The organism is Streptomyces sp. NPDC008092, from assembly GCF_042957285.1.
Classification (GTDB): domain Bacteria; phylum Actinomycetota; class Actinomycetes; order Streptomycetales; family Streptomycetaceae; genus Streptomyces.
This window is the reverse complement of the sequence record NZ_JBIBHY010000012.1, coordinates 272,629-292,047: the sequence shown is the minus strand read 5'-3', so window position 1 is coordinate 292,047 and position 19,419 is coordinate 272,629. Positions and strand designations below refer to the sequence as shown.

Sequence of the window (19,419 nt, the reverse complement as noted above, 5' to 3'; positions counted from 1 at the left end):
TTTCGTCGTACGTCCGTCGGGTCTCGTCGTACGTCGGTCCGGTCTCGTCGTACGTCCGTCACGTCGCCGCGCCGTCGATCTTGAGCGCGATCAGCTCGTCGTCACCGAGGCCGAGCGAGCGCAGGACCTCGTCGGTGTGTTCCGCGAACTGCGGTGCCCGGGTGAGGGTGGCGGGGGTCTCGTCGAACTGGACGGGGCTGGCGACCAGTTCGCGGTCGACGCCGTCGGCGTCCACGACGGGGGCGATGAGGCCGTTGGCCCGCAGGGCGGGATCCTGGCCCACCTCCCAGGCGTCCTGCACGGCCGACCACTGCCCCTCGCCCCGGGAGAGGATCTCCACCCACTGGGCGTAGGGACGGGAGGCGATGAGACCGGCGACGATCTCGGCGGCCTCGGCCGCGTTGGCCATCAGCTTCTCGGTGCTGTCGAACCGTTCGTCGCCGCTCAGCTCCTCGCGGCCGGCCAGCTTGCAGAACTCGGCCCAGTAGCGGCCCGGTTGCAGCATCGACAGTTCGATCCAGCGGCCGTCGGCGGTGCGGTAGGCGCCGATGAGCGGGTTGGTGGCCGAGCCGTACCGGGGCTGGATCTTCGCCGGGAGCGGGCCGCCGGTCAGCAGCGCGAGGTTGACGGTGAACTGGGTCGCCCAGGCCCCGACGCCGATCAGGGACACGTCCACGACGGACGGTTCGCCGGTGGTGGCCCGGGAGTAGAGGGCGGCGGCGATGCCGCCGGCGATGGTCATGCCGCCCATCGAGTCGCCGTAGGCACCGGCCGGCATCCGGGTCATGCGGTCGGCGGCGGGCGGGGTGACACCGGCGGCGCTGCCGCCGCGCGCCCAGAAGGCCGTGCTGTCGTAGCCGCCCTTGCCGGCCTCTTCCCCGCGGGCACCGAAGCCGCTGCCCCGGACGTAGATGATGTCGGGGTTGACCGCCCGGACGTCCTCCAGCTCGATCCGCAGCCTCTTCCGCGCCTCGGGCAGGAAGTTGGTGAGGAACACGTCGCTGGAGCGGATCAGTTCCTCCAGCACGGGCCGCGCCGAAGGCTTCTCCAGGGCGAGGCCGACGCTGCGTTTCCCGCGGTTGGGTCCCTCCATGATCGGGAAGAACGACGAACCCGCGCTGGCCGCCTCGTACCCGAGCACCCGTACCAACCCGCGCTGGGCGTCGCCGCGTTCGGCGTGCTCGATCTTGATCACGTCGGCACCCCAGTCGGCCAGCACGGCACCCGCGGCCGGCACGAAGGTGAACTGCGCGACTTCGAGCACCCGCACGCCCTCCATCGGCCTCTGCATCCGACCAGACCTCCCCGATCGTCACCATTGCGCATACCCAATTGACCTCTGGCGCTTCGAGTATGGACCGATGCCCCGTAAAAAGTATACTGTTTTGCCATGCTGGATTTCGCGATCGATCCTGACTTCCAGGCCAAGCTCGACTGGGCGGCCGCCTTCGTCCGCGAGGAGGTCGAGCCGCTCGACCTCCTGTTCCCGCACGGCGGCGACCCGTACGACACCCGCAACGAGAAGGCCCGCGCGATCCTCGGGCCGTTGCAGCAGCAGGTCCGGGAGCAGGGCCTGTGGGCCTGCCACCTGGGCCCCGAACTGGACGGACCCGGCTACGGCCAGGTGAAGCTCGCCCTGCTCAACGAGGTCCTCGGCCGCTCCTACTGGGCGCCGACGGTTTTCGGCACCGCCGCCCCGGACACCGGGAACGCCGAGATCCTGGCGATGTTCGGCACCGAGGAACAGAAGGCCGAGTATCTGCGGCCGCTGCTCGACGGCGAGATCGTGTCGACGTTCTCGATGACCGAGCCGCAGGCGGGCGCCGACCCCAAGGAGTTCACCTGCCGTGCCTGGCGGGACAGCGACGAGTGGGTGATCGACGGGGAGAAGTGGTTCTCCTCCAACGCCCGTTACGCGGCCTTCCTCGTCGTCATGGCCGTCACCGACCCGGACGCGGCCCCGCACCGGCGCATGTCGATGTTCATCGTGCCGTCGGGGACACCCGGTATCGAGATCAAGCGCAACGTCGGCACCATGGACGAGCGCGAGAACCTCGACGAGGGCATCCACGCCTACCTCCGCTACCACCAGGTCCGCGTCCCGCTCGACGCCATGCTCGGCGGCCCCGGCCAGGGCTTCGAGGTCGCCCAGGCCCGCCTCGGCGGCGGGCGCGTGCACCACGCGATGCGGACGGTGGGCAAGTGCACGCGTGCCTTCGACATGATGTGCGAGCGCGCGCTGTCCCGCCGTACCCAGGGCACCCTGCTCGCCGACAAGCAGGCGGTGCAGCAGTTCATCGCGGACTCCTGGGTGGAGCTGCAGCAGTTCCGGCTGCTCGTGCTGCACACCGCCTGGATCATCGACACCCAGCCGCACGGTGCCGCCCGCACCCAGATCGCGATGTGCAAGGTGCAGACGGCGAAGGTGCTGCACGACATCGTCCAGCGGGCGGTCCACCTGCACGGCTCGCTCGGCACCACCGGTGAACTCCCGCTCGCCAGGTGGTGGATGGCCGCGCCGAACCTCGCCCTCGCCGACGGCCCGACCGAGGTGCACCGCACCACCATCGCCAAGCAGCTCCTCAGGAACTACACCCCGGCCCAGGGCCTGTTCCCGAGCGAGCACATCCCGCCGAAGCTGGAGGCGGCCCGCAAGCGGTACGCCCACATCATCGAGGACGACAACCTCAGCGGCCGGGTGGACGGATGAGCCGCGAGCGCGTCCCGGGCGGTCGTGACGCCAAGTCCGTCGCCCCGGCCGACCTGTTCGACCTGTCCGGCAAGGTCGCGCTCGTGACCGGCGGCAGCCGGGGGCTGGGCCGGGAGATGGTGCGGGCCTTCGCCACGGCGGGCGCGGACGTGGTGGTCACGAGCCGCAAGCTCGACGCGTGCGAGACGGTCGCGGCGGAGGTCCGCGACCTGGGCCGGCGCGCGCTGCCGGTCGCCGCGCATGTGGGCCGCTGGGACGACCTCGGCCGGCTCGCGGACCTCGCGTACGAGGAGTTCGGTCACGTCGACGTCCTCGTCAACAACGCCGGGATGTCCCCGCTGGCCCCCTCCTCCGCGGAGACCAGTGAGGAGCTCTTCGACAAGGTGATCGGCGTCAACTTCAAGGGCCCGTTCCGGCTCGCGTCGCTGATCGGGCAGCGGATGGCCGAGGGCGACGGCGGCTCGATCGTCAACGTGTCGTCCTCGGGCGCGCTGTTCCCCCAGCCGCGGTTCGGCCCGTATGCCGGTGCGAAGGCCGCGCTCAACGCGCTGACCACGGTCTTCGCCCTGGAGTACGGCCCGACGGTACGCGTCAACACGATCTCCGCGGGTCCGTTCCTGACGGACATCTCCAAGGCCTGGACGGAGGAGAAGAGGCAGAGCGCGCGAAGCGCGGCGGGCCGGCCTGGGCGGCCGGAGGAGATCGTCAGCACGGCGCTGTACCTGGCGAGCGATGCGTCGAGTTATACGACGGGGTCCCTGATTCGGGTGGATGGCGGGTTGTACTGAACAGTGCGGGCGCGTCGTGGTCGCTCGCGCAGTTCCCCGCGCCCCTGAAGGGGCGCGACTGCAGCCCCCTGTCTTTTAGAGGCGCGGGGAACTGCGCGACCAGCCCCCACGCGCCCGCAGCCGACCGACTACCGCAGCATTTCGGCCGCTTCCGCCAGCAGAACAGGCAACTCGGGCCGCATCCGCCGATGCATCTCGGTCAACCGCCCCGCCTTTCGCCCCCGTTTGATCAAAAGCGCGGTCGCCGCCGCCTCCTTGTACTTCGTCAGCGCCTCGAACCAGGCCATGTCACGCAGCGGTTCGCCACGCGCCTCCTGGTATGCGTCGATCAGCTCCGCCTTGCCCGGCATCCCGGTCGGCTCCGCGGAGACGGACGCCGGGTGGTGTGCCTCGTCCGTGAAGAAGGTCAGCCAGGTGATGTCGACCCGGGGGTCGCCCAGCGACCAGATCTCCCAGTCGATGACCGCGTTGACCGAGTCGGCGTCGCACAGCGTGTTGCCGAGCCGGTAGTCGCCGTGGGTGAACACCGGCATCATCGCGGCGGGCACGGTGGCCCGCAGGCGTTCCTCGACCGCCTCGCAGCCGGCGCGCAGGTCCTCGGGGACGGTGCTGAACGCCCGTGCCCAGCGATCGATCTCGGCGCCGGGCGTGACGACGGGCTCCACGGCCAGCGCGGTGCGCTTGGGGTCCACGCGGTGCAGGTGGGCGAGCATCCGGGCGGCGTCGAGCGCCCGCGCCCGCACCTGTCCGGCGGGCACGGTCCCACGGGGCACCAGCACCGGCTCCACGCACTGTCCGGGCACCAGTTCCATGGCCACGAAGGGCTGTTGGGCGGTCGGGGTGCCCTGGTCGGAGAACAGCACCTTCGGCACGCGGACGCCGGGCACCCCGGTCAGCACCTGCATGAGCCGTGCCTGGCGCAGGACGTCCCGGTTGCGGACCGGTGCCAGGCCGGGCGGGGCCACCTTGAGGACGACGCGCTCGTGGCCGGCGGGGGCGCCCGCCAGTGCGGCCACGTACGTGAGGCTCGACGTGCCGCCGGCGAGCGGTTCGACCGACTCCACCGTGGCCTCGGGCGCCCAGTCGCGCAGGGCGACGGCAGTCCGCCGGGCCAGCTCCGCGGTCAGGTCCGCGCTGTCGGCGACGACGCTCATGCTCCGCTCCCCGTCCGGTCCTCGGCGGTGAGCGCCCGGACGATGTCGCGGCGGACCAGTTTGCCGGTGGGGGTGCGGGGCAGTTCGGGCCAGCGGGTGATGCGTTCCGGGGTCCTGGAGCCGCGCAGCGTGGCACGCACCTGGGCCCGCAGGGCATCCGGGTCGACGCTCACGCCGGCCCGCAGGACGACCACCGCCTCGATGCGCTGGCCCCACTCCTCGTCGGGGAGGCCGACGACGGCCGCGTCGAGCACGTCGGGGTGGCCGAGCAGGACGTCCTCGATCTCGGCGGGCGCGATGTTCTCGGCGCCGCGGATGATCGTGTCGTCGGCGCGGCCCGCTATGTGGAGGTAGCCGTCGTGGTCGAGGCGGCCCCGGTCGCGGGTGTGGAAGAAGCCCCGCCCGTCGACGGCGGAGCCTCCGCCCGCGTACTCCCCCGACACCTGCGCGCCGCGTACCCAGATCTGCCCGGTCTCACCGGGGGCCGCCACCGCACCGGACACGTCGCGGATCTCCAGTTCGACGCCCGGCACCGGCAGCCCCGCCGAGCCGAGCCGGGCCCGGACCGCGGGATCCTCGCTCGCGACGGCCGTGCGGTGCTCCTGCGGGCCCAGCACGGTGATGGTGGAGGAGGTCTCCGTGAGCCCGTAGGCGTTCACGAAGTCCACGTGCGGCCAGGCCCGCAGGGCGGTCTCGACGACCCGGACCGGCATCCGGGCTCCGCCGTAGGCGAGGGCACGCAGCGAGGGCACCGACCGGTCGAGCCCGTCCGTGTCCATGATGCGGGCGAGCATCGTCGGTACGACCATCGCGTGGGTGATCCGCTGCTCCCGCACCAGGCCGAGCCAGCCGTCCGGGGTGAACTGCTCCAGGGTGACGGCCCGGCGCCCCGCGTACAGGTTCGTCAGCACGTTCGACACGGCGGCGATGTGGTACGGCGGGACGCTCACCAGCGCCGCCTCGGCGGGGTCGGCTCCGGCGAACTCCACCGTGCCGAGGACGTAGGAGACCAGGTTGTGGTGGCGCAGGACCACGCCCTTGGGTGCGGCGGTCGTGCCGCTCGTGTAGATGAGGACGGCCGGGGCGTCGGGAACCGCCTGGTCGTCGTCGGCTCCGGCCGGGGCGCCGGCGTGCTCGGCCACCCCGGCGGCCTGGGCGAGCCACTCGGCGGGGCTGCGGACCGGCAGTCCCGCGCGCCGCAGCGCCGCACCGTGCGCCGGATCGGCGATGCCCAGTGCGGGGGGGTGGTTGGCCAGCAGGGCGTCCAGCTGGGCGTCGCCCAGGCGGTAGTTGACCGGTACCAGGGGTACTCCGGCGCGGGCCGCCGCAAACAGTGCGGCGGGGAGGGCCGGACCGTTCACCGCGAGGTACACGATCGCGTCGGCTTCCGCGTCGCGGAGCAACCGCGCCCCGCCGACGGCGAGTTCCCGCAGCCGGGCGGCGGTCAGGCCGTCGTCCGCGCGCCCGATGACGACCCGGTCGCCGAAACCCTCGGCGGCCATGTCCAGCAGCATCGACAGGTTCACGGGCCGCCCGCCGCTCAGTCCGAGGCCGGCAGCGGCTTGGCGGCCTTCATCGGCAGCGGGACGCCGTTGACCGTCAGCGTGCCCGGTCCCGGCTTGGTGCACAGCAGTTCCACGCCCAGCTCGTCGTCGGCGTACCGCTTGCCGAGCAGCGACCCGCCCGTCAGGCCCGGGGCGGCCGTACCGGTGGCGGTGGCTCCCGCACCGTTCCCGTTGCCCTCGGCCATGGCGGCACCGCCGCAGCCGATCTCCAGTTCCTCGTCCGGGCACCGCACGACGATCACCGCCGTCGTGTCGACCGTACTGGTGAGCATCTGCCCCACGCGTGGCCTCATCGCAGTGTCCTCCGCGGCTCTCGTGGCGCCGAACGCGCGGCACCGAGTAACCAGAGAAAAGTATACTACTTTCCTCGATCGCGTCGAGAACGGAGCTGCCGGATGGAACTGGAGACCGTCCTGTTCGAGGTGACCGACCACGTCGCCACCGTCACCCTCAACAGGCCCGAGGTGATGAACGGCTTCAACCAGCGGATGCTGGAGGAGTTCGCCGCCCTCTGGGACACCGTCAAGAACGATGACGACGTGCACGTAGTCGTGCTGCGCGGGGCGGGTGACCGGGCGTTCTGCACGGGGATGGACGTGAAGGAGGGGATCGACCGCCACCCGAACGTCTGGTCGCAGACGGATCCCGGCGAGTTCCTCTCGCCGAAGCTGAACCAGGTGTGGAAACCCCTGGTCTGCGCGGTGCACGGGATGGCCGCCGGGGGTGCCTTCTACTGGCTCAACGAGGCCGACATCCTGATCTGTTCGGAGGAGGCGACGTTCTTCGACCCGCATGTCAGCTACGGGCTCACGGCAGCCCTGGAACCCATCGGGCTGGCCCGGCGCGTCCCTCTGGGCGAGGCGCTGCGCATCGCCCTGCTCGGCCTGGACGAGCGCGTGTCGGCGGCCCGCGCACTGCAGATCGGCCTGGTCAGCGAGGTGCTGCCACGCGAGGACCTGTGGGACCGCGCCGACGGCATCGCCCGCATCATCGCCGCGAAGCCGCCGGCCGCCGTCCAGGGCACGGTCCGCGCGATCTGGGAGTCCCTCGACTCGACCCGCACCCAGGCGCTGCGCACCGGGCTGTCGTACACGCAGCTCGGGAACCCGATCGGGAAGGCCGGGATCGACCGCGCGGCGGTGCCCAGGGGGAGGTGGACACTGCGCTGAGACTTCCCACCCCTACCTAAATAAGTGTACTTTTTTGCGCGATGTCGTTTCGGAGTGAGCAACGGGAGGCTGTCATGCGGTTCGGTATGCCCTGGCCCGGCCGGGACGTCGGACGGGAGGCCGAGCGGGCCGGCGCCGAGGCCTTCTGCGCCGGGGAGTTCGCCGACCACGACTCCTATCTCACCGTGGCCGACATCGTGGCGAACACCGAGCGCGCGATGGCGGGGCCCGCCATCGCCTACGCGTTCGCCCGCACGCCCTACGCCCACGCCACCGCCCTGCGCCACCTGCACACCCAGGCGCCGGGCCGGCTGTTCCTCGGGCTGGGCAGCGCGGCGTTCCGGATCAACCGGGACTGGCTGGGCGTGCCCGCGGAGCGGCCGGTGGCCCGGATCGCCGAGACCGTGGGTGCCGTACGGGCCTGGCTGCACGCGGAGAACGGCGAGCGGGTCCGGTACGCCGGCGAGTTCTACGACCTCGACGCCGACGTCCGGGCCCCCGTGCTCGGCCGGCTGGACATTCCTGTCCTGCTCGCCGCGTTCAACGCCCGGATGGCCGTCACCGCCGGCCGGGTCGCCGACGGCGTCGTCGGGCACGGGCTGTTCACCGGCTCCTGGTGGAACGAGGTGGTACGACCCGCGGTGGCCCGGGGCCGGGACGCGGCCGCACACGGCCCGGCCGGCCCGCGTCCGCTCGAACACGGCTGGATCATCACGGCGGTCGACGACCACGCGCCCGAGCGCGCGATCGCCGATGCCCGGCGCATGATCGCCTTCTACCTCACGGTCCGGACGTACGACCCCTTCGTCGCCCACCACGGCTGGGAGGAGCCCGTGGCCCGGCTGCGCGACGCCTTCCGGGCCGGTGACATCGACGCCATGGCCCGGGCGGTCACCGACGAGATGCTGGCCGAGATCGCGGTCTGCGGCACGACCGCCGACGCGAAGGACACCCTGGCCCGCCGCGCCGCCTCGCTCCCCCGCGACATCGGCTACTTCGCCCCACCGAGTTTCATGGTGGGCCGCGGCCGCCGGGCGGCGTACGCCCGAGCCGGGCTGGCCCTGATCGGCGCCCTGCCGGAGCCGGACCCGGACCCGGTCTGAACCGGGTCCGGCCCGTGCCAGGTCCGGCCCGTGCCAGGTCCGGTCCGGGCCTGGTCCGGGCCGGGTGGGCCGTCAGGCCTGCTCGGGGACCGGGGCCAGTTTGCGGCTGGCGTCGAAGCCGACGACCTTCGCGAGGGTGCCGCCGAGGATGGCGGCGCGGTCCTCGTCGCCCACTCCCTCGAAGTTCTCTGCGATGCACTCGTCGCTGCTGCGGAAGGTGCCCTCGGCGTGCGGGTAGTCGTTGCCCCACATCACCGTCGACAGGCCGGTGATGTGGCGGGCCTTGACAGCCGTGGGGTCGTCGGCGAACTGGACGTGGATCTGCCGGCGGACGTACTCGGTGGGCTTGAGGGGGTACGGCCACCTGTCGTTGACCGCGAACAGCCGCCCCATGGCGGGCTGCTCCTTCGGCCCGCGGCTGTCGTCCCAGAAGCCGAGCCACCAGTCGGGGTCCTGGCCGGTGCCGGTCTTCCATGCCTTGTCCATGTAGCCCATGAAGGAGACCAGCCAGCCGGCCGTGTACTCGATCAGGTTGAAGTGCAGGTCGGGGAAGCGCTCGCACACCCCGCCGCCGACGAGGCTGGCGATGATGCCCTGCGGGCCGGCCACGGCCGAGCCGACCGCGCTGCCCATGGTGCGGCCGGCCACCATGTCGTCGGTCAGGTTGCCCTTGCCCATGTTCATGGCCGTCATCAGGCCGCGGACGGTCACCGCGGTCTCGGACACCTCCTCCTTGACCTTCACCCCGCCGGTCGCGACGTGGATGAAGACCGGCAGCCCGTGCGCCTGCGCGGCCGCCCAGACCGGGTCGTACTCGCGTGCGTAGTACGGCAGGGGCGGGATCTCCGGGAGGAGGAGCGCGCCGATCCCCAGCCGCGCGACCCGCTCGATCTCCGCGACGGCCGCGGGGACGTCCGTGAGCGGGATCGCCGCCGTCGGCCGCAGCCGGTCCTTGTAGGACAGGTACCGTTCGGCCAGGTAGTCGTTCCACACCCGGGCGTGGGCCATGGACAGTTCGTGGTCGTCCGTGAACAGGACGAACAGCGAGAGGTTCGGGAACATCACCGACGCGTCGACGCCGTCGAGGTTCATGTCCCGGATGATGTGCTCCGGATCGCCGTCCGGGGTCTCGCCGCCTATCTGGCGGTACTTGGAGATGGTCCAGCCGTCGAAGCCGATGGTGTGCAGCTTCTTGAACTCGGTGTGCCCGCCGTCGACGATCGGCTCGTCGAGGGTGAACTCCTCTTCCCACAGGGCACGTTCACGAAGGTGCCTGGGCAGCCGGGTCTTGAAGAGATCGACCGGCTCGATGATGTGCGAGTCGCCGGAGACGACAAATTCCTTGAACACAGGCGGTACCTCTTTCGAACCTCGTCGTTCGTCGCAGAAATCCAACCCGCTGGTTCTGCCGAAGTTAGCTGTACCGACCGGTCGAGTCAACAATTCAGCACACGGAATGACCAGGCGATTCCCGCCCGGAATCCTGACATCTTGCTGACACGGGGGCCGAGATCCCACCCCTTCCCAGGGGAGTCCAATTAAGTACACTCAACTCTGCGGGCGTCCGAGGAGCACCGCAGTCGACCAGGAGGCGGACATGACGACGGCGTACGCGTTCTCCACGCGGCTCTACATCGACGGGCGCCGCACCGACGGCCGGTCGGACACCCCGGTGCCCGTCCGCAACCCTGCGACGGAGGAGCCGATCGCCGAGGTACCCGGCCCCTCGACCGCCGACATGGACCAAGCCGTCCGGGCGGCCCGGCGCGCCTTCGACGAGGGTCCGTGGCCGCGGATGCGGCCCGTGGAGCGGGCCGGTGTCCTGCTCCGGATGGCCCAGGAGATGGAGCGCCGGCTGCCCGAACTCGTCGCCGTCAACATGGCGGAGGCGGGCTCGGTCCGCGCCCTGGCCGAGACACTGCAGACCCGTGTTCCGGTGACGCATCTGCGGGACATGGCCGAGCGGGTGATCCCCACGTTCGCCTGGGAGCGCCCGATGGACCCCACGATCGCGCCGGGCATCGGCATCTCGCAGGGGGTGCTGCGCCGTGAGGCGTTCGGGGTGTGCGCGCTGGTCTCCGCCTACAACTTCCCGTTCTTCCTCAGCATGATGAAGGTGATCCCGGCCCTGGCGGCCGGCTGCACCGCCGTGCTGAAACCGGCGCCCGCCACGCCCCTGGAGTCCCTGCTGATCGGCGACTTCGCGGATGCAGCCGGGCTGCCGCCGGGCGTGCTGAACATCGTGACGGGTGACGTGGCGGAGGGCCGGGCGCTGACCACCCACCCCATGGTGGACCTGGTGAGCTTCACCGGCTCCGACACGGTCGGCCGCATGGTCTACGCACAGGCCGCGGCCTCCCTGAAGAAGGTCGTCCTCGAACTCGGCGGCAAGTCGGCCAGCATCGTCCGGGCCGACGGCGACCTCGACGGCGCCGTGCGTGCCGCGCTCACGGGCATCACCGCCCATGCCGGACAGGGCTGTTCCCTGCTGACCCGCACGCTGGTGCACGAGTCCGTCCACGACGAACTGGTCGCCCGGCTGACCGCGGCCCTCGCCCGGGTGAAGGTCGGCGATCCGGCCGACCCGGCCACCACCATGGGCCCGTTGATCAGCGAGGCGCAGCGGGCCAAGGTCGAGAAGCTGATCCGCCTCGGCGAGGAGGAGGGGGCCCGACTCGTCTGCGGCGGCGGCCGGCCCCCCGGTCTCCACCGCGGCTACTTCGTCGAACCCACTCTCTTCACCGGCGTCGACAACTCCATGACCATCGCCCGCACGGAGTTCTTCGGCCCGGTCGGCGTCGTCATTCCCTTCGCCGACGACGAGGAGGCGGTGCGGATCGCCAACGACAGTCCCTACGGTCTCGCCGGCGCCGTGTGGAGCGCCGACACCGTGGCCGCGTACGAGATGGCGTCCCGTATCCGGACCGGGGCCGTTTCCATCAACGCGAGCAGCGCCGGAGTGATCCCCCGGGCCGCGTTCGGCGGGTACAAGCAGAGCGGACTCGGCCGGGAGTGGGGCGAGTTCGGCCTGGACGAGTACCTGCAGACGAAGACGGTCAGCTGGGCGGCACGCTGAGACGCGTACCGCCCGCCCCACACGGTGGCGGCGCGCTCGAAGGCCTCGGTGCCCGCAGGCTCCTCCGCCGGACGGTTCCGATGGCGGTGCGGCACGCGGAGAGAAGAACAACTTGAGCCATGGAATTCAGAACACTCTAATGCAAGACCGATCGACAAGTTTCCTGCATAATTGGTCGGCGATCTCGACCGTACGGTTAAAAGAGGATACCTTTATGCGGTGGACTTCGAGCTCAGCGAAGAGCAGGAGATGCTCCGTGAGGCATCCCGCGACCTGCTGTCGGAACGGGCCCCGATCGAGCATGTGCGGGCCTGGGCGGACCGCGCGGAGGACGTCGATCCCGAGGTGTGGCGGCTGACGGCCGACCTCGGCTGGCCCGGTCTCGGCCTGCCCGAGGAGTACGGCGGCGCCGGCCAGGGTCTGGTGGAACTCGCGCTCGTGGCCGAGGAGATGGGGCGGGCGCTAGGACGGGGACCGGTCACGCCCACCGCGATCGCGGGGCGCGCGCTCGCCGCCGCGGGGTCGCCCGCGCTGTGCGCCGAGGTGCTGCCCGCGCTCGCCGCCGGCTCGGACTGGGCCACCTGGGCCTTCGCCGAACCGCACGCGCCATGGTCCCTCGACGGCGTGCGGGCCACGGCGCGGTCCGCCGGGGACGCGGTCGTCCTCGACGGCGTGAAGACGGCGGTGCGGGACGCGGGCGGCGCCCGCTGGCTGCTCGTCACCGCCCGCCGGGACGGGGTCCCGACGTCCTTCCTCGTCGACCGTACGGCCCCCGGTGTGACGGTCCGGCGGCAGCAGGTCCTGGACCTGACACGCGCCTTCTACGAGGTCCGGTTCGAGGGGGTGCGCCTGCCGCCGGACCGCCGTCTCGGCGCCGGCCCCGGCGAGATCCAGCGGCTCCTCGACGAGGCGTCGGTGCTGCGCTGCGCCGACGCGCTGGGGGTGATGGAGCGCCTGCTGGACCTCACCGTCGAACACACCACGTCCCGCGTCCAGTTCGGCCGGCCGATCGGCGCCTTCCAGGCCGTCAAGCACGCCTGCGCCGACATGGCACTGCGGGTGCACGGCGCCCGCGCCGCCACCGGCTACGCGGCGATGGCCGCCGACGCGGGCGCCCCGGACGCCGGCCGGGCCGCCTGCGCCGCCGCCTCGTACGTCGCGGCCGCGGCCGGCGAGGTCGCGGGGCGGGCCCTCCAACTGCACGGCGGCATCGGCTTCACCTGGGAGCTCCACCTCCACCTCCACCTGCGCCGGGCCAGGGCCGACAGCGTGCTGTACGGCGACGCCGCCGTCCACCGCGACCGGCTGTGCACCTTCCTGCGGGTGTCTCCCGCAGCCATCTGAGCGGACGATCCGAAACCGAAGGGTTCCCCATGGAGATCAAGGGAAAGAAGGCGGTGGTGTTCGGCGGCGCCTCAGGCATGGGCCGGGCCACCGCCGAACTCCTCGCGGCCCGCGGCGCCGACGTCGCCGTGCTCGACCGTCCCGCGTCGGCGGGCGGGGAGGTCGCCGCCGCGCTCGGCGGCAGCTTCCACCCCGTCGACGTGACCGACTTCGCGGCGGCCGAGAGCGCCCTGGACGCGGCCGTACAGGCACTGGGCGGACTGCACGTGTCGGTCACCACGGCGGGCGGCGGCAGTGTGCGGCGCACCCTCGGCAAGGACGGACCGCACGACCTGGAGACGTTCCGCCGGGTGCTCGACCTGAACGCCGTCGCCACCTTCAACATCAGCAGGCTGGCCGCCGCGCACATGAGCCGCAACGAGCCCGAGGAACCCGACGGCGAGCGCGGTGTCATCGTCAACACGTCGTCGATCGCCGCCTTCGAGGGGCAGATCGGGCAGGTCGCCTACTCCGCGGCCAAGGCCGCCATCGCCGGCATGAGCCTGACCATGGCCCGCGATCTGGGCTCCCTCGGCATCCGGGTCGTCGCCATCGCGCCGAGCCTGTTCGAGACCGGCGCCACCGAGAGGATCCCCGCCGGGACGCGGGCCGCCCTGGTGAAGGACGCCGCGTTCCCACGGCGGCTGGGCCGGCCCGAGGAGTACGCGAAGCTGGCCCTGGCGGTCGTGGACAACCCGATGCTGAACGGCCAGTGCCTGCGTCTGGACGCGGGCCAGCGGTTCGGGCCGAAGTGACCGGAGCCGTCGAAGTGACCGGAGTGAGGTGCTGATGGCGGACAACACACCGCACCAGGGCAAGGTCGCCCTGATCACCGGCGGCGGCCGGGGCTTCGGCAAGGCGTTCGGCGAGGCCCTGTCGAAGCTCGGCGCGCATGTCGTGCTCGCCGACGTCGACGGCGAGGCCGCGGCCGAGGCGGCCGCCGAACTCACCGCACGGGGCCGGGGCGCGACCGGAGTCTCCTGTGACGTCGCCGACGAGGACGGCGTCGGCGCCGTGGTGAGCGAGATCGCCGCAGTCCACGGCGGGCTCGACATCCTGGTCAACAACGCCGGTCTGCACGCCGCCTACAACAAGCCCTTCACCGAACTGGGCCTGGCCAGGGTCCGGCGGGTGGTCGACGTCAACATCATGGGCACCGTCATCTGCACCATGGCCGCCCGCGAGGCCATGAAGGGCCGCGCCGGCGCCTGTGTCGTCAACATCTCCTCGTCGGCGGCCTACGCGAACCGCAGCATCTACGGGGTGTCCAAGCTCGCCGTGCGCGGCCTGACGGTGGCCTTCGCGCGGGAGTTCGCCGCCGACGGCATCCGGGTCAACGCCATCGCGCCGGGCCTGATCTTCACCGACGCGGTGCGGGCCCAGCTCTCCCCCGCCGAGGCGGAGCGCGTCCTCGGGGAGCAGATCCTGCCGCAGGAGGGCCGGGAGGAGGACGTCGTCGAGGCGCTGCTGTATCTGGTCTCGTCGAAGGCGTCCTTCGTCACCGGTGAAACCCTGCGGGTGACGGGCGGGTTCGCGCTCTCGGTCTGACAGCACGCGTGTGGCCGTGGTCCCTGCCGGGACCACGGCCACAGGCATGCGCTCAGACGGTCACCGGCCGGGCCTCCGCCTGCCCGGCCAGTTCCTGCTCCTCCGACCTGATCGCCTTGAGCAGCACGTAGGGAGTGGCGATCTTCCAGACGAAGTACGTCAGCGAGGGGATGGTGTTCGCGAGCACGCCGTTCCAGGCGAACGGTCCGCTGTCCGTGACGAAGACGAAGGCTCCGGGGATGAGGAGCACGCCCAGCACGATGCTCAGCCAGCCGTACCACTTGGGGAAGACCTGCTTCTCCCGGTGGTCGACGAACGCCGTGTAGCCGATCGACCAGACCTGGAGGACGAAGATGCACGCGTTGCCCACCAGCATGAGGTTGAAGGTGTCGGTCAGCGCGGCCAGCACGTCGGGCGAGTGGATCTCCGGCCGGTACGCGGCGGCGGAGAGGATGGCGAGGGGGAAGAAGAAGCCCAGCGGGGCGACCACGCCGGTGGTCAGCTGGATCATGGACAACAGCCCCCAGCCGCCCTCGACGCGCTTCATCTGAAGACTCGTCACGACGACGTACGGGTACTCGAAGGGCACGGCCAGCACCATGATCACGGTGCACCACAGGATCCCCGTGCGGTGGTCGTGCAGGAAGGTGACGAGGTCCGCGGGGCTCATCTGCGGGTCCACCGGGGTGAGGAGGTGGCCCGCGCTGAAGGCCACGACGAAGCCCACCATCAGGACGACACCGCACCACGCCGACACGCGTTCAAGTCTCAGGTAGAGGTCTCTTCTCAACTGCGGCTCCCTTGTGGGCCGGCCGGCGTCCACCGGACGGCTGCTGCCGGCCGGTGCCTACCGGCCGATCTCGTCCCAGCCGACGAGCCTGTCCAGCAGCAGTGCCGCGCTGGAGAGGTAGTCGCCGTATCCGCCGCGGAAGAACAGCAGCGGGGTCTTCAACGACTCGACGCGGAGGTCGTGGACCCGTCCCACGACCAGCAGGTGGTCGCCGATCTCGACGACCTGGTCCACCGCGCAGTCCACCCAGGCGACGACCCCGTCCAGGACGGGACTGCCCAGCGGCGAGGCCTCCCAGGTCATGTCCGTGAACCGCTCGCCCGCCGGGCCGGCCGCCATCCGCCGGGAGATCCGCTCCTGGTCGCCCGCGAGCGCGTTGGCGCAGAAGCGGCCCGCGGTCCTGATCGTCCGCAGGGTCGCCGAGGAGCGGTCGGCCAGGAAGGACACCAGGGGCGGGTCGAGGGACACGGAGGTGAAGGTGCCGACGATCATCCCGTGCGGCCGCTCCCCGGCGTCCGTGGTGGTGATCGCGACCACGCTGGTGGGGAAGTTGCCCAGTACGTCGCGGAACCGTCGGCCCTCGGTCACGTCCGCCTCCCGGGGACGGACCGCGCCGTCCCTCATATCAGGACCCGCATCGACTCGGGCAGTTCGAGCCCCATCCGGGCCAGGGCGTTGGCGTGGTAGGCGGAGCCGGGGACGTGGATCATGTGCTGGAGTCCGACGTGCGCGTCCCGCCAGTACCGCTGGATCGGGTTGCCGCGCCGGATCGCGTTGCCGCCGGACCGGGCGAAGATCTCGTCCAGGGCGGAGACGGCCCGCCAGGCGCACCGGACCTGGTTGCGCCGTACGTTCGACCGGTCCTCGACGGTGATCTCCCGGCCGGCCTCGGCCTTGTCGTACAGCCGGCTGATGCCGTCGATGAGCTGGACCCGCGAGGCGGCGATCTCGGCGGCGGCCTCGCCGGCCGCGTAGAGCACGTACGGGTCGTCGCGGACCTGGACGCCGGTCACGGCGACCCGGTCCTTCTGCTGGCCGAGGTGCACGGCGAGCGCGCCCTCGCAGATGCCGATGACGGCCGCGGTGATCCCGAGCGGGAACATCGAGGCGAAGGGCAGCCTGTACAGCGTGTCGGTGAGCCCGATCGCCTCGGCGGCGGCCCCGTCCTGGACGGCTTCCTGCCGCACGGTGCGGTATGCGGGGATGAACGCCTTGTCGACGACGACGTCCTTGCTGCCGGTGCCGGACAGGCCGACGACGTCCCAGGTGCCGTCGATGATCTCGTAGTCCGAGCGGGGAAGCACCACGTGCATCACGGTGATCGGCCCGGCCGGCCTGCCCTTCCCGTCCCCGAGGAGCGCGCCGAGGAAGTCCCAGCGGCAGTGGTCGCTGCCGGAGGAGAACGGCCAGCGGCCGCTGAGGACATAGCCGCCGTCCACCGGGGCGGCGATGCCGTTGGGCATGTACGGGGAGGCGATCCAGGTGTCCGGGTCGTCGTCCCACACCTCGTGGGCGAGCCGCGGGTCCAGCTGTGCCAGTTCCCACGGGTGGACGCCGACGACACCGCACACCCAGCCGGCGGCCCCGTCGTGCCGCGCGACCGCCATCACCGCTTCCGCGAAGTCCCGGGGATGAGCGCCGAAACCGCCGAACTCCTTGGGCTGCAGCAGCCGTACGACTCCGGCGGAGCGCAGCAGTTCGACGGTGCGGTCGCTCAACTTGCCGAGTGACTCGTTCTCGTCGGCGAGTGCGGCCAGTTCCGGACCCGACTCCTCGACACGGCCGACCACTTCGTGCGTCACTCCGCCCACCTCCTGGTGACTGGTCCATCGCCCGCGCGGCGTGGCGCCGGCGGCGGGATGTCTCAGTGTCGGGGCAGGGGACGAACGGCGGCCGGGCACTTTCCGCTGACCGGGACTGGGCCGTCTCAGCGGGTCACGCGGGGCCGCAGCGCGGCACCGGAGCGGGCCCGGAGGGCGGCGAACCACACGCCGGCCCCGTAGGCGAGGTCGTCGAGGCGGCGGGCGACGCCGTAGCGCACCGGGTCGAGAGTGGCTTGATCGCGCCGGTACTCCAGTGCGATGTCGGCCAGGGCGGCGACCGCGGCGGCGCGGCGCACCCGGCCGGAGAGCGCACAGCCGACGGCCGTCAGCGGCCACCAGTGGCGGGTCAGCAGCGCGGAGGTCTGGGACAGGGTGGCGAGGGCCCCGTTGCCGGTGAGCCGCACGGCCAGCCGGTAGGGGTGCTCGGTGCCGTCGAGTTTGCGGGCGATGCGTACGGTGACGGCACCGAGGAGGGCCGCGGCGGCCGGTCCCGACCAGCGCCGCCCGGCCAGCAGCACGGCGGCGAACGCCGTGCTCCACGGTGCGAACACGACGGGGGCGACGGACTCCGGGTGGCGTTCGGCGAGGGGCTGCGCCCCGGTGCCGTAGACGGCCTTGCGCCGCAGCCAGTCGCCCAGGCGGACCCGGTGCTCGTGGGCGGCCCGGACGGCGGGTTCGTAGCGCACCCGGCGCCCCGCCGCCACCAGCCGCCAGCACAGGTCGACGTCCTCCCCGACCCGCATGCCGGCGTCGAAGCCCTCCCCCAGCGCGTCGACCCGGGCCACCACGCAGGCCGAGGAGGCCCAGGAGACGGGGGTGCCGGGCCGTACCGGGGCCGGATGCGCGCCGAGGTCGAGCGAGGAGCGGGAGTTCTCGTACCGTTCGATCCAGGTCCTGGCCGGGGCGGGCAGCCCGGTGATGCGGGGTACGGCCATCGCCACCCGGGGGTCGGCGAAGTGCCGGAGCAGGGTGGGGACCGTGTCGGGGTCCAGGACGATGTCGGAGTCGGCGAAGACCACGTACGGCGTGGTGACCAGTCGCAGACCGGCGTTGCGCGCCCCGGCGGGCCCGACGTTGGCGGCGAGGACGATCAGGCGCGCGCCGTGCCGGGCCGCTACCGCGGCCACCGCGGCCGGCTGCCGGGAGGCGTCGTCGACCACGATCACCGGTCGGCCCGGGCTCATGCTCCGCAGCAGGCGGTCCAGTTGACGCGGACGGTCACGGACCGGCACGACCACCGTGTACCGGGGATCCGCGGGCGCCGGGAGCGAGCCGACGACGGGATGCGCCATGCCCGTCTCCACCAGCCGGTCCGCGAGCAGCGCCCCGGCCGCGTCCCGCACGACGAGCGTCCGCCCGGTCAGCAGCCGCCGCGCTCGCGGAGTCAGCTTGAGCAGCCGCGTCGGAAACCCGCCGAGCAGCGCCCGACCACCGTCGACCACCAGCGTGTGCCGGTCCAGCTCCACGACGAATCCGCGGGGGAGCGTCATCGGCGCAAGCCTTTCAAGGCATTCGACGCATTCGACGCATTCGACGCGGCGGACTGCGTCAGCGGCGAACCCGCCGTGGGGTCGGTGAGACGGCCCCGGGTGTCGGGGGTCCACGCGGTGACGGCGCGGAGCGTGGCGGAGACCATGGCGGCCATCGTCCGCCGTCCTTCGTCGGCCGTGGCACCGGCCGGGTCGCCGAGTACGCCGGTGGCGGAGACCGCGCGAACGCCTCGGGCCATCAGCTCCGGCAGGAGTACGCGCAGGGGGCGGGTGTCGCCGGCGACGGCGGCGTCGAGGCGGACGCGTGCGGGTTCCAGGTGCAGCAGCAGGGAGGTCTCCGTACGGCCGGCGTGCGCGTCGCCGCCCGGCGGCTCGCAGGCGGTCCAGACGGCGTCGTGGCCCTCGGTGCGCAGCAGGGCGAGAGCGCCGTCCAGGGTGGCCGTGTTGCCGCCGTGGCCGTTGACGAACACGATCCGGCTCGCCCACAGGGACAGCGAGCGTGCCAGTTCCACGACGACCGCGTGCAGCGCCTCGTGCCCGATCGAGACGGTCCCGGGGAAGCCGGCGTGCTCGCCGCTCGCGCCGTAGGGCAGGGCCGGCGCCACCAGCGTCGGGCCGTACGGGCCGTCGGCGAGGGCGTCGGCCGTGTGCCGGGCGACGGCGCGGGCGACGACGGTGTCGGTGTCGAGCGGCAGATGCGGACCGTGCTGCTCGGTGGACCCGACCGGGACCAGGACGAGCGCGCCGGAGGGCACGGCAGGCCACACGGCGTCGGCGAGGGCGGACGGCGTGGCGTTTCTGTCCACGTCTTTCCCCGGCA

General features: G+C 72.1%; 18 protein-coding genes. 8 read left to right on the top strand and 10 right to left on the bottom strand.

Annotated features, from left to right (window positions below):
• Nucleotides 1-58 precede the first annotated feature (58 nt).
• On the bottom strand, nt 59-1,291 hold the full coding sequence (locus tag ACFZB3_RS35055; protein ID WP_391382721.1) for a CoA transferase: 1,233 nt from the start codon (nt 1,289-1,291) through the stop codon (nt 59-61).
• A gap of 99 nt (nt 1,292-1,390) precedes the next feature.
• Here ACFZB3_RS35055 and ACFZB3_RS35050 point away from each other — a divergent pair, with 99 nt between their 5' ends.
• A complete protein-coding gene (locus ACFZB3_RS35050; RefSeq protein WP_391382719.1) occupies nt 1,391-2,710 on the top strand; it encodes an acyl-CoA dehydrogenase family protein in 1,320 nt (439 codons plus the stop codon).
• A complete protein-coding gene (locus ACFZB3_RS35045) occupies nt 2,707-3,498 on the top strand; it encodes a glucose 1-dehydrogenase (RefSeq protein WP_391382717.1) in 792 nt (263 codons plus the stop codon). The genes ACFZB3_RS35050 and ACFZB3_RS35045 overlap by 4 nt, the downstream gene beginning before the upstream one ends.
• Nucleotides 3,499-3,626: 128 nt before the next feature.
• On the opposite strand, the gene ACFZB3_RS35040 is transcribed toward ACFZB3_RS35045, so the two are convergent.
• The 3 genes from ACFZB3_RS35040 to ACFZB3_RS35030 are packed head-to-tail and all read right to left on the bottom strand — an operon-like array spanning nt 3,627 to nt 6,510.
• Entirely contained in the window at nt 3,627-4,652 is a 1,026-nt protein-coding gene (locus ACFZB3_RS35040) for a phosphotransferase (protein WP_391382714.1), read from the bottom strand.
• Nucleotides 4,649-6,178: an AMP-binding protein gene (locus ACFZB3_RS35035; protein WP_391382712.1), complete on the bottom strand. Its 1,530-nt coding sequence runs from the start codon at nt 6,176-6,178 to the stop codon at nt 4,649-4,651. The genes ACFZB3_RS35040 and ACFZB3_RS35035 overlap by 4 nt, the downstream gene beginning before the upstream one ends.
• Before the next feature lie 14 nt (nt 6,179-6,192).
• Nucleotides 6,193-6,510 (bottom strand): hypothetical protein, encoded by a 318-nt coding sequence (locus ACFZB3_RS35030; RefSeq protein WP_391382710.1) that lies wholly within the window; start codon nt 6,508-6,510, stop codon nt 6,193-6,195.
• 102 nt (nt 6,511-6,612) lie between these two features.
• Here ACFZB3_RS35030 and ACFZB3_RS35025 point away from each other — a divergent pair, with 102 nt between their 5' ends.
• On the top strand, nt 6,613-7,386 hold the full coding sequence (locus ACFZB3_RS35025; RefSeq protein WP_391382708.1) for an enoyl-CoA hydratase-related protein: 774 nt from the start codon (nt 6,613-6,615) through the stop codon (nt 7,384-7,386).
• A gap of 74 nt (nt 7,387-7,460) precedes the next feature.
• Nucleotides 7,461-8,489: an LLM class flavin-dependent oxidoreductase gene (locus tag ACFZB3_RS35020; RefSeq protein ID WP_391382706.1), complete on the top strand. Its 1,029-nt coding sequence runs from the start codon at nt 7,461-7,463 to the stop codon at nt 8,487-8,489.
• A gap of 72 nt (nt 8,490-8,561) precedes the next feature.
• On the opposite strand, the gene ACFZB3_RS35015 is transcribed toward ACFZB3_RS35020, so the two are convergent.
• Entirely contained in the window at nt 8,562-9,839 is a 1,278-nt protein-coding gene (locus ACFZB3_RS35015) for an amidohydrolase family protein (protein ID WP_391382704.1), read from the bottom strand.
• Between the two features lie 247 nt (nt 9,840-10,086).
• On the opposite strand from ACFZB3_RS35015, the gene ACFZB3_RS35010 reads away from it, so the two are divergent.
• The 4 genes from ACFZB3_RS35010 (at nt 10,087) to ACFZB3_RS34995 (ending at nt 14,496) form a co-directional block, all read left to right on the top strand.
• Nucleotides 10,087-11,565 carry an aldehyde dehydrogenase family protein gene (locus ACFZB3_RS35010; protein WP_391382702.1) on the top strand — a complete coding sequence of 493 codons (1,479 nt, stop codon included), beginning with the start codon at nt 10,087-10,089 and terminating at the stop codon, nt 11,563-11,565.
• A 219-nt stretch (nt 11,566-11,784) separates the two neighbouring features.
• Nucleotides 11,785-12,909: an acyl-CoA dehydrogenase family protein gene (locus ACFZB3_RS35005; protein WP_391382700.1), complete on the top strand. Its 1,125-nt coding sequence runs from the start codon at nt 11,785-11,787 to the stop codon at nt 12,907-12,909.
• 29 nt (nt 12,910-12,938) lie between these two features.
• The gene (locus tag ACFZB3_RS35000; RefSeq protein ID WP_391382698.1) at nt 12,939-13,703 is read left to right on the top strand and encodes an SDR family NAD(P)-dependent oxidoreductase; all 765 of its coding nucleotides are present in this window, start codon (nt 12,939-12,941) and stop codon (nt 13,701-13,703) included.
• Between the two features lie 34 nt (nt 13,704-13,737).
• The gene (locus ACFZB3_RS34995; protein WP_391382696.1) at nt 13,738-14,496 is read left to right on the top strand and encodes an SDR family oxidoreductase; all 759 of its coding nucleotides are present in this window, start codon (nt 13,738-13,740) and stop codon (nt 14,494-14,496) included.
• Nucleotides 14,497-14,548: 52 nt separating this feature from the next.
• Here ACFZB3_RS34995 and ACFZB3_RS34990 read toward each other — a convergent pair whose 3' ends face one another.
• From ACFZB3_RS34990 to mftE, 5 genes are all read right to left on the bottom strand, one after another.
• Nucleotides 14,549-15,286, bottom strand: coding sequence for a hypothetical protein (locus ACFZB3_RS34990; protein WP_391382694.1), 738 nt, complete (start codon nt 15,284-15,286; stop codon nt 14,549-14,551).
• Nucleotides 15,287-15,343: 57 nt separating this feature from the next.
• Complete coding sequence (locus ACFZB3_RS34985) at nt 15,344-15,874, bottom strand: flavin reductase (RefSeq protein ID WP_391382692.1); 531 nt, start codon at nt 15,872-15,874, stop codon at nt 15,344-15,346.
• Between the two features lie 32 nt (nt 15,875-15,906).
• A complete protein-coding gene (locus tag ACFZB3_RS34980; protein WP_391382690.1) occupies nt 15,907-17,088 on the bottom strand; it encodes a hydroxylase in 1,182 nt (393 codons plus the stop codon).
• A gap of 125 nt (nt 17,089-17,213) precedes the next feature.
• Nucleotides 17,214-18,599 (bottom strand): mycofactocin biosynthesis glycosyltransferase MftF, encoded by a 1,386-nt coding sequence (gene mftF, locus ACFZB3_RS34975; protein WP_391382688.1) that lies wholly within the window; start codon nt 18,597-18,599, stop codon nt 17,214-17,216.
• Nucleotides 18,596-19,405 carry a mycofactocin biosynthesis peptidyl-dipeptidase MftE gene (gene mftE, locus ACFZB3_RS34970; RefSeq protein WP_391382685.1) on the bottom strand — a complete coding sequence of 270 codons (810 nt, stop codon included), beginning with the start codon at nt 19,403-19,405 and terminating at the stop codon, nt 18,596-18,598. Before mftE ends, mftF begins: the two co-directional genes overlap by 4 nt.
• Nucleotides 19,406-19,419: the final 14 nt, after the last annotated feature.